This window comes from Zongyangia sp., assembly GCF_965361945.1.
Map to the genome: position 1 here is coordinate 29,089 of NZ_CBDTOK010000157.1, position 13,948 is coordinate 43,036.

Below are 13,948 nucleotides of genomic sequence, written 5' to 3' on the forward strand. Positions count from 1 at the left end.
GAGCCCAGGCAAAAAGAAAAGCATATTTTGCGGGCCGGGAGCAGGGCATATTAGTCTTTGGGCTCAAAGGGGAGGATCACATCCTCCAGCCGGCGCTTGGGGATGTGAAGGTATCCTTCCCGGTCCCGGTAGAATTCGGTGGCGTCGGTGCGGTTGATATAATCTAAAAAGATCCGCTCGTTGGGCTTGCCCAGCGCCAGGATCAGCACCGGGTCATACCATTTTTCCAGCCGCAGCTCCCGGGCCAGGGCCGCCTTGTCAAAATTGGCGATCATACAGCCTCCCAGGCCCTGTTCCACCGCCGCCAGCATCATGGTCTGGGCGGAAATGCCAATGTCGATCCACATCATCTCGTCTTCCGGCATCAGCCCCTTGTCGGCGATGAGCACAATGTAAGCCATGGGTTTCTGGCCCTCCCGTGGCCCGTCATAGCCTCGCAGCAGCACATTCCAATTGATGGCGGGGAAAATTTTCTGGTTCTTCCGCTCGGTACAGCTGATCACATACCGCAGGGGCTGGATGTTCAGGCAGGAAGGCGCGTACCGGGCGGCGTCCACCAGGCTTTCCAACAGCTCGTAGGGGACAGCCGCGCTCTGGTTAAAGCAGGTATAGCTTCTGTTTTGCTTGGATAAATCCCGGATCATCTTCCTCACCTTCCCTTGATTGGGGCGGCTTATCCGCCCATCCTCTGTTTTTCCTCCCACCTCTGGCGGCAGAGGCTATAAATAATATTTACTATACCAAAAAAATAGGATTTTTTCAATTGTCCCTGGTAACCCCAGGATGTATAAAATGAAAACTTTCCTTAACATTGACCGCCTTCGCTGGATTTTTTAGCCAAAGTGCTCTATACTAGTGGTATAAAGTGGGACAGGTTGTTCCTAAAAACGTGAAAAGTGAGGTGCTCCATCCGTTGAAATTCCGCTGGAACCGTCGATATACATCCCGGACCATTTCTAATATCATCGTCCTTGCCGCCGGTGTTCTGATTTTTCTTTTCTTTTGGAACCTGGGCTCCGTCATGAGCGGCCTTCAAAGGCTGCTCAGCATTCTTACCCCCTTTTTCATCGGCTTTTTTATCGCCTACATCCTCAATACTCCCATGAACTTTTTCGAGCGGATTTACGGCCGGCTCCTGGAGAAAAATAAGCCTCACAAAAAACTCAAGCGCAATCTGGCCGTCATCACCGCTTATCTGGTGGCCTTGGCCGTATTGGTCACCCTCTTTTCCTTTATCCTCCCCCAACTGGTCAGCAGCGTTTATAGCCTGGCCCGCAGCGTTCCCGGCTATGTGGATCAGCTCACCGATTGGGTCAACCGATTCCTGGCTGAACAGCCGGAAATCAGCGCTCTTGTCTCCAAATTTATGATGTCGGGCGAAGAAATCATGACCAAGGCGCTGGAACTTGTCAACATGGCCCTGCCCAGGGTTCTGGATTTCTCTGTCTCCCTGGGGTCGGGGCTGGCCAACTTTTTCCTAGGTTTGGTTGTCTCCTTTTATATGCTGGTCAACAAGGAAAAATTTTGCGCCCAGGTCAAAAAGGTACTCTATGCCTTCCTGCCCCGGAAATTTATGGACGGCGCTGTCAATTTGGCCCGTCACAGCCATCAGATCTTCATCGGCTTTATCACCGGCAAGCTCATTGACGGCCTGCTGGTAGGCGTGGTCTGCTTTGTCTGTCTGAGCCTTTTCCGCTGGCCCTATCCGCTGCTGGTGGCGGTGATTATGGGAGTGTGCAGCCTGATTCCCTTCTTCGGCGCCATCATCGGCTCCATCATCTCCACCTTGATTATTTTGATGGTCAACCCCCTCCAGGCTATCTTCTTTGTCATCTTTATTGTTGTCCTCCAACAGATTGACGGCAACATTATTGAACCTAAAATTTCCGGCAGCAAAACCGGCCTTCCCGCCTTTTGGGCCCTGTTAGCTATCATTTTAGCCGGCGGCCAGTTTGGCTTTCTCGGCATGCTCCTGGGGATTCCGGTCTTTGCCGTCCTTTACTCCATCATCCGGGGCGTCACCGAAAAGCGGCTGGAAAAGCAGGGGATGCCCTGGCGCACCAAAGACTATGAAGCCGAGCCCCAGGAAATCCATCTGGGCAGCGGCAAAAGTGTGAAAATTCCTTTCATCCACATAGGAAAGTGGGGAAACAAGGAGGTCTATCCTCCTCCTCAGCCCCATGATGAGGAGGGAGAAACCGAGGAAGCTCCTTCCCGCACCGAACCCTATCCGGCCCCTTGGGAGGATCAGCCTGAGGAGGACGAGAAAAAATAGCGGCTTTGGCTGCTATTTTTTTGTCCTTTCCTCCCCAAAGCTTGCTTCCCAGGGCGGGAAGGACTATAATAGAGGGGAACATCCCGTCTTCGGCCCATAGCTGGGCGAAGGCCAGCCATAGAGAGGAGATCGGTTATCTATGAATTTTGATATGTATATGCCGGCCCGCGTCATCAGCGGGGAGGACTGTGTCCTCAAAAACAGCGGCAAACTGCGGCAGCTGGGGAATCAATGCCTCATTGTCACCGGTAAGCACAGCGCCAAGGCCTGTGGGGCTCTGGATGACGTCATCCAGGCCCTGGAAAAGGAAAACATCGGTTATCAGGTCTTTGACGAGGTCACCCAAAACCCCTATGTCTCCACCTGCCATAAGGCGGGGAGTGTTGCCCGGGAAATAGGCGCCCAGTTCATCATCGGCATCGGCGGCGGTTCCCCTCTGGACGCTGCCAAGGCGGTGGCGGTCTTTACCGCCAATCCCCAGCTTCCCCCCGAAGGGATCTACGGCAGCTGGGAGAACAAAGCCCTTCCCTTTGTTTTGGTGGGCACAACCGCCGGCACCGGCAGTGAGGTGACAGCCGTTTCGGTGCTGACCAACGACGCCACCGGCCAGAAAAAAAGCTTTAAGTGCGATCAAACCTATGCCGCCCTCTCCTTTGGGGATCCCAAATACACCTATAGCTTAAACTATGATTTCACCGTCAGCACGGCGCTGGATGCCCTGTGCCACTCGGTGGAGGGCCTTTTCGCAGCCCATGGCAACGAGGTTTCCGACAGTTATGCCCTCCGGGCCATCTCCATCCTGGGCGGCAGCCTGATCCAGCTGTATATGCACAAAGGGGACAGCGGGGAACATCTCCCCCACACCCTCCGGGAGCGGCTCTATTACGCCTCCCTCTACGGCGGCCTTGTCATCAATATCACCGGCACCACCTTCTGCCACGCCCTGAGCTATATCCTGACCGAGGATTATCACATCTCCCACGGCAAAGCCTGTGCCGTCTTCCTGGCGGAGTATATCCGCCGGGCTGAGAAAGCCGATCCTCAAAAGTACGCCCGGTTTGAAAGCGTCCTGGGCCAGCACATGGAAACCTTCCTCTGCCTGATCCGAGAAATGAGCCGGATGGACGTAAAGATGACTCCGCCCCAGATCGAGGACTACCTGCCCCGCTTTAAGGGCAACGCCAATTTCCAGAATACTCCCGGCATCTTTACCCTGGAAGACACCAAGCGGGTGTTGACAGAACTTTTCGCCTAAAATCAATGTACCCAACAAAAGAGCTTCCCATCTCAGGATGGGAAGCTCTTTTTTATCATCACGACCCCTTTGGGACGGAGAATTCCGGTACAAGTTGCAGAGAAGCAGCGTCTTGTCTTGCTATCAAAAAGTGATATAATAAGAGATGTTGCAAAAACGAAACCTGAAAAACAGGAGGCAAAAAACATGCGTTTTAAAAGATTGGGAAATACGGATCTGAATGTTTCCGTCATCGGCGTAGGTACCTGGGCCATCGGCGGTGACTTCTGGGGCGCTGTAGATGACGCCAACTCCATCAAAACCATCCGCACCGCCATTGACGCAGGTGTGACCCTGGTGGATACTGCTCCTGCCTACGGCCACGGCCATGCGGAAAAAATTGTAGCAGAAGCCATCAAAGGTGTTCGGGACAAGGTAGTTTTGGCCACCAAATGCGGCATCCGCTGGTCCGACACCGAACGGATCATTAAAGACTGCTCTCCGGAGGCATTGATGAAGGGGATCGAGGATTCCCTGACCCGTCTGGATGTGGACACCATCGACCTGATGCAGATCCACTGGCCGGAACCGGTTTATAAGACCCCCTTTGAGGATACAATGGCTACCCTGATGAAGGCCAAAGACCAGGGAAAGATTCGCTACATCGGCGTTTCCAACTTCAGCCCTGAGCAGATGGACGCTTGCCTCAAAGCTGGAGAAGTGGTCAGCATTCAGCCCCAGTTCTCCCTGATCTACCGCGATCAGGAACATCTGCTCCGCTATGCTAAGGAGCACGGCATGGGCGTTCTGACCTATGGTTCCCTGGGCTCCGGCGTTCTCTCCGGCAAATATAAAGAACTGCCTAAATTTGGCCCTGGCGACAACCGCGCCAACTTCTATGACTTCTTCCAGGAGCCCAAGTGGAGCAAGTGCATGGCCCTGGTAGAGGTGCTTCGTTCCATCGCCGCCGACCACAATGTGCCGGTGGGACAGGTTGCCATTAACTGGACCACCCAGAACGATCTGGTTTCCACCGCTTTGGTGGGCATGCGCACTCCGGAGCAGGCGCTGCAGAATGTAGCTGCCGCCGACTGGGAGCTCTCTGATGAGGAAATCGCCCGCATTAACAGCGAATATGCCCGGATCTTCGGTGAATAAGCCGCATCATTGTCACTGAAAAAGGACCGTGGAAAATTCCACGGTCCTTTTTTCTGTTATATTCAAATACCTGCCGGCGGATGAGACGGCACAGCTTTAATCTGGCCGCGATTCGTGTCAGAAGTCCACTGCTCCGACGCCATCATAGGATCAGCGGTTTCCTTCCGCAGCCGGGAGGCCTCCTGCTGAGAGCAGGTCAGGCGTCGCGGCCGCAGCACTTCTTATACTTTTTGCCGGAACCGCAGGGGCAGGGGTCGTTGCGGCCGATCTTCTTGCCCTTTTTAATGGGCTGTTTTTTCTCGGAGCCGTCTCCGTCGCCGCCGTGGGAAGCAGTGGTAGGTTTGGCTACCTGCTCCCGTTTGGGGGCTTCCTCGGTCTTGACCTGGATGGTAAAGAGCATCTTCACCGTATCCTCTCGGATGGAGTTGTTCATCTCCTCGAACATGTCAAAGCCTTCCAGACGGTATTCCACGACCGGATCCTTCTGGGCATAGGAGCGCAGGTAAATACCCCGTTTGAGCTCATCCATAGCGTCGATGTGATCCATCCATTTGGCGTCCACATTCCGCAAAAGGACAACCCGCTCCAGTTCCCGCATCAGCTCGCTGCCCAGTTTCTCCTCTTTGGCGGCATAGAGAACCCGGGCCTTATCGGTGATATCCTTCACCAGCTCCTCCCGGGTCAGGCCGAAGAGCTGGTCATCTGTGTATTTCAGATCATCATCTGTCAGCACCCAGCCGAGGAAATATCCCCGCAGGCCGTCTAAATTCCAGTCGTCCTTGTCGTCGGTATCGGGAATGAACTGATCCACAGCGGTCTGGACCACCGCCTCGATCATCTTCGAAATGTTGTCGTGGAGATCCTCCCCATCCAGCACCTTGGAACGCTGGTCGTAGATGATTTCACGCTGACGGTTCATAACGTCGTCAAACTGAAGGACGTTTTTGCGGATGCCAAAGTTACGGGCTTCCACCTTCTGCTGGGCCGACTCAATGGTGCCTGTCAGCATCTTATTTTCGATGGGCATATCGTCTTCCAGATTGAGGGCTTCCATCATGTTCTGCATCCGCTCGCCGCCAAACAGCCGCATCAGATCATCCTCCATGGACAGGTAGAACCGGGTTTCACCTGGGTCTCCCTGACGGCCGGCACGGCCTCGCAGCTGATTGTCAATACGGCGGGACTCGTGGCGCTCGGTACCCACAATAAAGAGGCCTCCGGCGGCTTTGACCTTCTCGGCCTCACCGGCGATCTCTTCTTTATACTTGGCGTTTAATTCCTGGAAGGTCTTTCTCGCGTCCAGAATCTCCTGATTATCTGTGTCAGAGAAACCGGTGGATTCGCTGATGAGCTCCTCGGGAAGGCCCATCTTGCGCATCTCCGCCTTGGCCATAAACTCGGCGTTACCGCCCAGCATAATATCGGTACCACGTCCGGCCATGTTGGTAGCGATGGTCACAGCGCCGTATTTGCCGGCCTGGGCGACAATCTCCGCCTCTTTTTCGTGGTATTTGGCGTTGAGGATTTCATGTTTGATCCCCCGGCGCTTCAGCATATTGCCCAGCCGCTCCGACTTATCGATGGAGATGGTACCGACCAGCACCGGCTGGCCCTTTTCATGGCACTGGACAATCTGCTCAATGACAGCGTTGAATTTTCCAGCCTCATTTTTAAAGACCACATCGGGATGGTCGACCCTCTGGGAGGGCTTGTTGGTGGGGATCTCGATGACGTCCAGCTTGTAAATCTCCCGGAACTCAGCCTCCTCGGTGAGGGCGGTACCGGTCATACCGGCCAGTTTCTTGTACATCCTAAAGTAGTTCTGGAAGGTGATGGTGGCCAGGGTCTTGGACTCCCGCTCCACCTTGACCCCTTCCTTGGCCTCAATGGCCTGATGGAGTCCTTCGTTATAACGGCGGCCGATCATGAGACGGCCGGTAAACTCGTCGACGATGATGACCTGGTCATCTTTGACCACATAGTCAATATCCCGGTGCATGATGCCGTGGGCCCGGATGGCCTGGTTAATATGATGCTGCAGCGTCATGTTGTCGGCATCCATCAGGTTTTCTACATTAAAGTAGGCCTCCGCCTTCTTGATGCCGTTTTTGGTCAGGGTGCAGGTCTTGGCCTTTTCGTCCACGATGTAGTCGTAATCTTCTCCTACCTCGTCCTCCTGCTCCTCCTTGTCGTTGAGCTCCTTGACCTTTTTGCAGCGGAGGGTGCGGGCAAACTGATCCGCCATAGAGTATAGATCGGTGGATTTATCTCCCTGGCCGGAGATAATCAGAGGGGTCCTGGCCTCATCGATGAGGATGGAGTCCACCTCGTCCACAATGGCGTAATGAAATCCCCGCTGGACCTTGTCGGTCTTGTAGATGACCATATTGTCCCGCAGGTAGTCAAATCCGAATTCATTGTTGGTGCCGTAGGTGATGTCACAGCTATAAGCCTTGCGGCGCTCCTCGTTGTTGAGGCCGTTGACAATCAGGCCCACAGACAGGCCCAGGAAACGGTAGACCTTGCCCATCCACTCCGAGTCACGGCGGGCCAGGTAGTCGTTGACGGTGACGATGTGCACGCCCTCCCCTGTCAGGCCGTTGAGATAGGCCGGCAGGGTGGCCACCAAGGTCTTGCCTTCACCGGTGCGCATCTCAGCGATCCGGCCCTGGTGGAGGACCACGCCGCCTACGATCTGTACCGGGAAGTGGCGCATCCCCAGCACCCGGTCGGCAGCCTCCCGGCAGGTGGCGAAGGCCTCAGGCAGAATGTCATCCACCGTCTCGCCGTTTTTCAGCCGCTCCTTCAGGGCAGGGGTCATGGCTTTCAGCTCGCTGTCGCTCATTGCCTTGAATTTGTCCTCCAAGGCGATGACCTTATCCACAATGGGGTTGATCCGTTTGAGCTCCTTTTGGGAATAGGAGCCAAAGATTTTTTCCAGAAAACCCATAGTAATTTCACCTCTAATATCTATTGGAAACACCGTTTTATACGGTGCAAACCGGATTCCTGTGAGCATTTCCTATTCTAGCCGCCCTCCTGGCGTTTGTCAACGCCGGGGCCAAGGCACCTTTGGCCTACAGGCGGCAGAAAAACGCGGCCGACGGGCGCCGTCCCGGACATGGCCAACCGCCGGGAGGAAGGGCCCTTTTGGAGGCAAAAGCTTCGGCCAGCAAACATTATCATTATAGTCAAGCTCCCCTGTGAATGGATGAACATTCAGTGAATAAACGGCTTGAAATCAAGCATTTTTGCAGGATTGACACAATTTTAACCGGTTTTTATCTTGATTAATACCCCTGCCCATATTATAATACAAGGTAGGTACGCGATTCTGTCCAAAAACGGCATATTTTGCCGTGAATCAGGTACAGAATGGCGGACGGAGAATTTTACGTCAGCCGCTGTTACCACCGGCCAAGAAAGCGGCCCGGACGTTCAAATCTATGTTCACGGGGATTTCCCGTGGAGCCGAAAGGAGTACCGATATGAACTATTCTCATGAAGTTGAGAAAATGTGTGTCGTCACAAAGGGCCCCAAACACGGCCCGGCGCCCATTCCTGAAGAGGGAAAATGGGTCAAAGCTTATCAGATTTCTGATATTTCCGGTCTTTCCCACGGTGTGGGTTGGTGCGCACCCCAGCAGGGCGCATGTAAGCTCACCCTGAATGTCAAAGAGGGCATCATCGAAGAGGCCATGGTAGAAACCCTGGGCTGCTCCGGCATGACCCATTCCGCAGCAATGGCCGCTGAGATCCTCCCGGGCAAAACCCTGCTGGAAGCTCTCAACACCGACCTGGTCTGCGACGCTATCAACGTAGCTATGCGGGAAATCTTCAAACAGCTGGCTTACGGCCGCAGCCAGACCGCTTTCTCCGAGGGCGGACTTCCCATCGGCGCCGGTTTGGAAGACCTGGGCAAAGGTCTGCGCTCCCAGGTGGGCACCATGTTCTCCACCAAGGAAAAAGGCGTCCGTTATCTGGAAATGGCTGAAGGTTATGTTCTGCAGATCGCTCTGGATGAGAACGGCGAGGTCATCGGCTACAAATTCGTAAAACTGGGCGTCATGCTGGAAAACATCCGCCATGGCATGGATCCGAAAGAAGCTTATGAGAAGGCGATCGGTACATACGGCCGCTATGAGGGCGCTGCCAAGTACATTGATCCGCGTGAAGAATAAGGAAGAAGGAGGTAACAAACATGGCACAGTTTGAAGGTAAAGAAAGAAGAATGGCCAAAATCGAGAAATGCCTGGCTGAGTACGGCTTTGCATCCCTCGAGGAGGCACGTGACCTTTGCTTGAGCAAGGGTATAGATGTTGACGCCATTGTCAAAGGCGTACAGCCCATCGCATTTGAAAACGCCGTCTGGGCTTACACCCTGGGCGTTGCCATTGCGCTGAAAAAAGGTATCAAAGTTGCCGCTGACGCTGCTGAGGCTATCGGCCTGGGTCTGCAGGCATTCTGTGTCCCCGGTTCCGTCGCTGAGCAGAGAGACGTGGGCCGCGGCCATGGTAACCTGGGCGCAATGCTCCTGAGAGAAGAGACCGACTGCTTCTGCTTCCTGGCAGGACATGAGTCCTTCGCCGCCGCAGAAGGCGCAATCGGTATCGCCAGAACCGCCAACAAGGCAAGAAAGAAACCCCTCCGGGTTATCCTCAACGGCCTGGGCAAGGACGCCGCTTATATCATTTCCAGAATCAACGGCTTTACCTATGTAAAGACTGATTATGACTTCGCCACTGGCGAGCTGAAAGTCGTGGAAGAGAAAGCATTCTCCGACGGCGACAAAGCCAAGGTCAAATGCTACGGCGCCAACGACGTTCTGGAAGGCGTTGCCATCATGAAACATGAGAAGGTTGACGTTTCCATCACCGGTAACTCCACCAACCCCACCCGCTTCCAGCATCTGGTGGCCGGCACTTATAAGAAATGGTCCTATGAGAACGGCGTCAAATACTTCTCCGTCGCTTCCGGCGGCGGCACCGGCCGTACCCTCCATCCGGACAACATGGCTGCTGGCCCGGCTTCCTATGGCCTGACCGACTCCATGGGCCGTATGCACGGCGACGCACAGTTCGCAGGTTCTTCCTCCGTCCCCGCACACGTGGAGATGATGGGACTCATCGGCATGGGCAACAACCCCATGGTTGGCGCCACTGTTGCCTGCGCTGTCGCAGTAGAAGAGGCAAACAAATAAGCTGTCAAAACGTAGTTTTTTCAGCATGAATAAACAAGGCCTTCCATGGGCTCCCATGGAAGGCCTTGTTTTTTTGTAGTGGATTTCCCTCCGGTAAAAAACGCCAAGCCCCATAGGAGCTTGGCGTTTTTGCAACCGTTTTTCAGCTGATTGTCGATCAGGAATTTCCCTCAGAGGCCACCGCTTTTTCTGCATCCGGCTTTTTCAGCTCATGCCACAGCTTTTTCAGGATGATCGCAGAAAGGATGGCTGCCAGCAGGGAAGTCCCCGCAAAGTTCATCCAGATGCCTGTCAGACCTAAAGGCCAGAGAGCGCCTACCAGTACGACGGGGAACAGCAATGCAGTGGATAGGGAGATGAGGGACGCTGGCAGGGGCTTTTCAATGGCCAGCATATAGCTCTGGGTGGCAAAGGAGAACCACCGTGTCACATAGGTCAGACTAAAGAGCCGCAGAGCGCCAATGGACATGTTGAGGATGTCGTTGCTTGGGTTGGCCACAAACAGCCTGGTGATCTGCTCCGGGAAAAAGGCGATGGCAAATACCGACAGCAGGGAAACAACAGCAGCCGCTGCAAAGCAGCATTTTTCAATGGCGCGGACCCGCGAAAACTTCTGGGCCCCCCAGTTGTATCCCACCGCTGGCTGGAGGGAGTCGCACATGCCGTACAGCAGCGGCTGGATAAACCCTTCGGCGAACATCAGAATACCATAGACCGATACCGCCGTCTCCCCGCCCAGCCGAACCAGGATAAAGTTCATCAGAATGGAGGTAATCCTGCCGGCGATGTTGTTTAAAAAGTTGGGGCTTCCGCAGGCAATAATCTGCCGGATCATCTTCCCCGAAAACCGTGGCTTGCAAAACCGGAGGAGGGCCTTTCCCCGGAAAAACGGGATAAAGGCGATGACAGCGCTGATACACATCCCTGAACAGGTAGCCAAAGCTGCCGCCCAGATCCCCCAATGAAACACGCCCAGGAATAAGAACTCCAATCCGGCGCTGATCATAGACATGAAGATGTTCAGCCCCATACTGCCCCGGATATATCCGCAAATCCGCAGATAATTGTCTACGGCAAAGATGATGGTGGTCACCGGGGAACATAAGGCATAAACCCGTAAATACTGTACCGCCAGCCGGGCAAACTCCCCTTCGGCGCCCATCAGCCGCATAAGCAAAGGAGCCGCCGCAAACATAATAGCGCCGATGACAACGCCGGCTCCTATAATCATCAGACAGGCGCAGGTGAAGATGTTGTGCGCTTCTCGGCTGTTTTCCTTACCCAGATTCACCGAAATGGGTACCGAGGACCCGACACCGATCAGATCCGCCAAGGAAAAGTTGATAATGACAAAGGGCATGGCCAGATTCAGGGCCGCAAAAGCGGTGGCGCCTAAAAACTGGCCTACAAAGACGCCGTCAATGGTCTGATAAAGGGCGGAAGCCAGCATGCTGATGGCGCCGGGAATGGACGCCAAAAAGAATAGCTTCAGCGGCGGTGTTTTCGCAAACAATGCGATGGAGCTCATAAATGGGTATCCCTTCCTTTCCTACCATCTTTTGCTTCTCCCTGCCAAAACTACTGGACGCTGGCGGGGAAGCTGGATTTATTTGACTTCACTTTTCAAAAGACTCACATATTTATGGGTCAGGGACAGTAAGGTATCCCTTTCACTCTTTTCTAATCTCTGGAACGTTCTTTTCTCCGCCTGGATGAGGGGGAAAATGACCTCTCGCATCAATTCTTTTCCCGTTTCGGTCAAGGCGATTCGCTTGTTTTTCTGGTTGCCCTCCACCGGTTTCAGCCGGATGTAGCCCTGGTTCACAAGGCTTTTCAGGGCGGAATTAATGGTCTGGGGCGGGTAATGCCAGGCGGAGCACAGTTCCCTTTGGGTATAGCCGGCGCCGTCTTCATAAAGGGAATACAACAGCCACAAGGCTGTGTCGGAAATTCCCCGTCTTTTTGCATATTGATGGTAAATCTCATCCATTTCCTTATAAAGCTGGTTAAACAACGCAAGGGGATCACTCGTCATATTTTCCATCGGCTCCTCCTTTCCTTCCAGAGGCGGGCATCTGGCATTATAGTCCGAAAACGGATAAAAGTCAATGGGTATCGATAGAGGGTTTCCTCCAGCTTTTGCCGCTCTTTTTTCCATCTTATCCTTGGAACCGGCGAAAATCCACCGGCCAAAGAGAGGGTAAAAATTCACCAAAGCCCCCGTGAAGATTGACAAATCCTACAAATTCCGTTATGATAGAAGCTAATTGATCAAAGCCAGATGAAAACCGCAGGAAAACAGCGAATGCTTGCCGAAGGAATGATACTCTCAGGCGTCCCCGGTGGGGACAGGACTGTGGTTGGATGGCGCTCTGGAGAATCCCATATAGGTGGGTGCCGAAGGTGAAAGTGGCTGATCGCCATGAATCTCTCAGGCAAAAGGACAGGGTTATGGTCAAATGGCAGAAAGGCCTAGGTGAGAAAACCGCGGGCTAAGGGCTGCCCTTTGCCGTCTGTTGTTCCGGAGCTGACAAATATGTCAGCTCTTTTTTTATGGCCCGCTTTGTTGGAGTCTCCGAAAAAAGAGGGGAGATTTATCAGTATGGAAGCAATTTCACAATTCTTCGCGTCCGCCATGGACAGCGTGGATGGGGTCGTGCAGCTGATTAACAGCTGGCTTTGGGATTATGCCCTGATTTTCCTGCTGATGGGCACCGGCATCTTTTTCACCATCCGGCTGGGATTTGTCCAAATCCGCCGGTTCGGTACCGGTATGAAAAAACTTTTCGGCAACTTTTCCCTCCATGGCAAGGATCAGGAAAACGGCCTCAGCTCCTTTCAGGCGCTGACCACCGCCATCGCAGCCCAGGTGGGCACCGGAAATATTGCCGGCGCCGCCACCGCCATCGCATCCGGCGGACCTGGCGCCATCTTCTGGATGTGGCTTTCCGCCTTCTTCGGCATGGCCACCATCTACGCGGAGGCAGTACTGGCCCAAAAGACCCGGAAAGAAGAGGATGGCCAGCTTATCGGCGGCCCTGTCTACTATATCAAATATCTATTTAAAGGGAAATTCGGTAAATTCCTGGCAGGTTTCTTCTCTGTAGCCCTCATTCTGGCACTGGGCTTTATAGGCAACATGGTCCAGTCCAACTCCATCGGAGACGCCTTCCACACCGCTTTCGGGATTCCCGCTTGGTCTATAGGCATCGTTGTCGCCCTCATCGCCGGCTTTGTCTTTTTGGGCGGCGTCAAGAGGATCGCCCGGGTCACCGAAAAGGTAGTGCCCCTCATGGCGGTCTTCTATATGGTGGGCTGCCTCATCATCCTCTTTATGAATGGCTCCGGTGTCGCTCAGGCTTTCCGGGATATCTTTGTGGGCGCTTTTTATCCCCAGGCCGTCATGGGTGGGGCCCTGGGCATAGGGGTCCAACAAGCCATGCGCTACGGTGTGGCTAAGGGACTTTTCTCCAACGAGGCAGGTTTGGGTTCTACCCCCCATGCCCACGCCATCGCCAAGGTCAAACACCCCAGCGATCAAGGCATCATCGCCATGATGGGCGTTTTTATCGACACCTTTATCATCCTGACCCTGACCGCCCTGGTCATCCTTTCCACCGGAGTGTTAGGCAACGGATTGACTGCCGCGCCCCTGGCCCAGTCGGCCTTTGACTCTGCTTTTGGCTCTTTCGGAAAGATCTTCATCGCCATCTGTATGTTCTTCTTTGCCCTCACCACCATCATCGGCTGGTATTTCTTCGGCGAGGTCAATGTCAAGGCCCTCTTTGGAAAGAAAGCTGTCAAGATCTATGCTGCCTTGGTGGTTCTCTTTGTCCTGTTGGGCTCCAGCCTAAAGGTAGACTTAGTATGGAACATGTCCGATATGTTCAACGGCCTCATGTTCCTGCCCAACATCATCGCCCTCTTAGCGGGCGCTGGGATTGTGGCTAAACTCAATAAAGACTATAACTCTTTAGGAAAGCATTAAAACAAAAAGTCAAGACCACCCCTAAGAGGGGTGGCTTGAAGCGCGGCCTAGAAGGCCGAAAAACCAAGCCAGCGCCTAAATGACGCTGGCTTG

General features: G+C 53.9%; 11 protein-coding genes and 2 riboswitches. Of the genes, 6 read left to right on the forward strand and 5 right to left on the reverse strand.

The features are described 5' to 3' along the window. Positions 1-50: 50 nt before the first annotated feature. On the reverse strand, positions 51-644 hold the full coding sequence (locus ACZ25G_RS09870; RefSeq protein WP_191509346.1) for a nitroreductase family protein: 594 nt from the start codon (positions 642-644) through the stop codon (positions 51-53). A 221-nt stretch (positions 645-865) separates the two neighbouring features. Between ACZ25G_RS09870 and ACZ25G_RS09875 the strand changes: the two genes are divergently transcribed. From ACZ25G_RS09875 to ACZ25G_RS09885, 3 genes are all read left to right on the forward strand, one after another. Continuing rightward, positions 866-2,275 (forward strand): AI-2E family transporter, encoded by a 1,410-nt coding sequence (locus tag ACZ25G_RS09875; RefSeq protein WP_463682334.1) that lies wholly within the window; start codon positions 866-868, stop codon positions 2,273-2,275. A gap of 139 nt (positions 2,276-2,414) precedes the next feature. Further along, positions 2,415-3,530: an iron-containing alcohol dehydrogenase family protein gene (locus ACZ25G_RS09880; RefSeq protein WP_463682335.1), complete on the forward strand. Its 1,116-nt coding sequence runs from the start codon at positions 2,415-2,417 to the stop codon at positions 3,528-3,530. A gap of 186 nt (positions 3,531-3,716) precedes the next feature. Continuing rightward, positions 3,717-4,667 (forward strand): aldo/keto reductase, encoded by a 951-nt coding sequence (locus ACZ25G_RS09885; protein WP_463682336.1) that lies wholly within the window; start codon positions 3,717-3,719, stop codon positions 4,665-4,667. A gap of 62 nt (positions 4,668-4,729) precedes the next feature. On the opposite strand, the gene ACZ25G_RS09890 is transcribed toward ACZ25G_RS09885, so the two are convergent. Both ACZ25G_RS09890 and secA read right to left on the reverse strand, forming a co-directional pair. Further along, positions 4,730-4,885 carry a hypothetical protein gene (locus tag ACZ25G_RS09890; RefSeq protein WP_463682337.1) on the reverse strand — a complete coding sequence of 52 codons (156 nt, stop codon included), beginning with the start codon at positions 4,883-4,885 and terminating at the stop codon, positions 4,730-4,732. Continuing rightward, the gene (gene secA / locus ACZ25G_RS09895) at positions 4,864-7,617 is read right to left on the reverse strand and encodes a preprotein translocase subunit SecA (RefSeq protein WP_463682338.1); all 2,754 of its coding nucleotides are present in this window, start codon (positions 7,615-7,617) and stop codon (positions 4,864-4,866) included. The genes ACZ25G_RS09890 and secA overlap by 22 nt, the downstream gene beginning before the upstream one ends. Before the next feature lie 538 nt (positions 7,618-8,155). On the opposite strand from secA, the gene ACZ25G_RS09900 reads away from it, so the two are divergent. Continuing rightward, a complete protein-coding gene (locus tag ACZ25G_RS09900; RefSeq protein ID WP_191481320.1) occupies positions 8,156-8,848 on the forward strand; it encodes an iron-sulfur cluster assembly scaffold protein in 693 nt (230 codons plus the stop codon). Positions 8,849-8,868: 20 nt separating this feature from the next. After that, positions 8,869-9,867: a GGGtGRT protein gene (locus tag ACZ25G_RS09905; protein WP_191509351.1), complete on the forward strand. Its 999-nt coding sequence runs from the start codon at positions 8,869-8,871 to the stop codon at positions 9,865-9,867. A 157-nt stretch (positions 9,868-10,024) separates the two neighbouring features. Here ACZ25G_RS09905 and ACZ25G_RS09910 read toward each other — a convergent pair whose 3' ends face one another. Further along, complete coding sequence (locus tag ACZ25G_RS09910; protein WP_463682339.1) at positions 10,025-11,395, reverse strand: MATE family efflux transporter; 1,371 nt, start codon at positions 11,393-11,395, stop codon at positions 10,025-10,027. Between the two features lie 78 nt (positions 11,396-11,473). Next, complete coding sequence (locus ACZ25G_RS09915) at positions 11,474-12,079, reverse strand: MarR family winged helix-turn-helix transcriptional regulator (protein ID WP_463682340.1); 606 nt, start codon at positions 12,077-12,079, stop codon at positions 11,474-11,476. A 69-nt stretch (positions 12,080-12,148) separates the two neighbouring features. Continuing rightward, a riboswitch (glycine riboswitch) is annotated at positions 12,149-12,234 on the forward strand. Between the two features lie 3 nt (positions 12,235-12,237). After that, a riboswitch (glycine riboswitch) is annotated at positions 12,238-12,316 on the forward strand. A gap of 186 nt (positions 12,317-12,502) precedes the next feature. On the opposite strand from ACZ25G_RS09915, the gene ACZ25G_RS09920 reads away from it, so the two are divergent. After that, positions 12,503-13,855 (forward strand): alanine/glycine:cation symporter family protein, encoded by a 1,353-nt coding sequence (locus ACZ25G_RS09920; protein WP_463682341.1) that lies wholly within the window; start codon positions 12,503-12,505, stop codon positions 13,853-13,855. Positions 13,856-13,948: the final 93 nt, after the last annotated feature.

What these genes read in the sequence shown, in the direction of transcription:
- ACZ25G_RS09870 (WP_191509346.1), bottom strand. Translation starts at nt 644, where the DNA reads ATGATCCGGGATTTATCCAAGCAAAACAGAAGCTATACCTGCTTTAAC.
- ACZ25G_RS09880 (WP_463682335.1), top strand. Translation starts at nt 2,415, where the DNA reads ATGAATTTTGATATGTATATGCCGGCCCGCGTCATCAGCGGGGAGGAC.
- ACZ25G_RS09885 (WP_463682336.1), top strand. Translation starts at nt 3,717, where the DNA reads ATGCGTTTTAAAAGATTGGGAAATACGGATCTGAATGTTTCCGTCATC.
- secA (WP_463682338.1), bottom strand. Translation starts at nt 7,617, where the DNA reads ATGGGTTTTCTGGAAAAAATCTTTGGCTCCTATTCCCAAAAGGAGCTC.
- ACZ25G_RS09900 (WP_191481320.1), top strand. Translation starts at nt 8,156, where the DNA reads ATGAACTATTCTCATGAAGTTGAGAAAATGTGTGTCGTCACAAAGGGC.
- ACZ25G_RS09905 (WP_191509351.1), top strand. Translation starts at nt 8,869, where the DNA reads ATGGCACAGTTTGAAGGTAAAGAAAGAAGAATGGCCAAAATCGAGAAA.
- ACZ25G_RS09910 (WP_463682339.1), bottom strand. Translation starts at nt 11,395, where the DNA reads ATGAGCTCCATCGCATTGTTTGCGAAAACACCGCCGCTGAAGCTATTC.
- ACZ25G_RS09920 (WP_463682341.1), top strand. Translation starts at nt 12,503, where the DNA reads ATGGACAGCGTGGATGGGGTCGTGCAGCTGATTAACAGCTGGCTTTGG.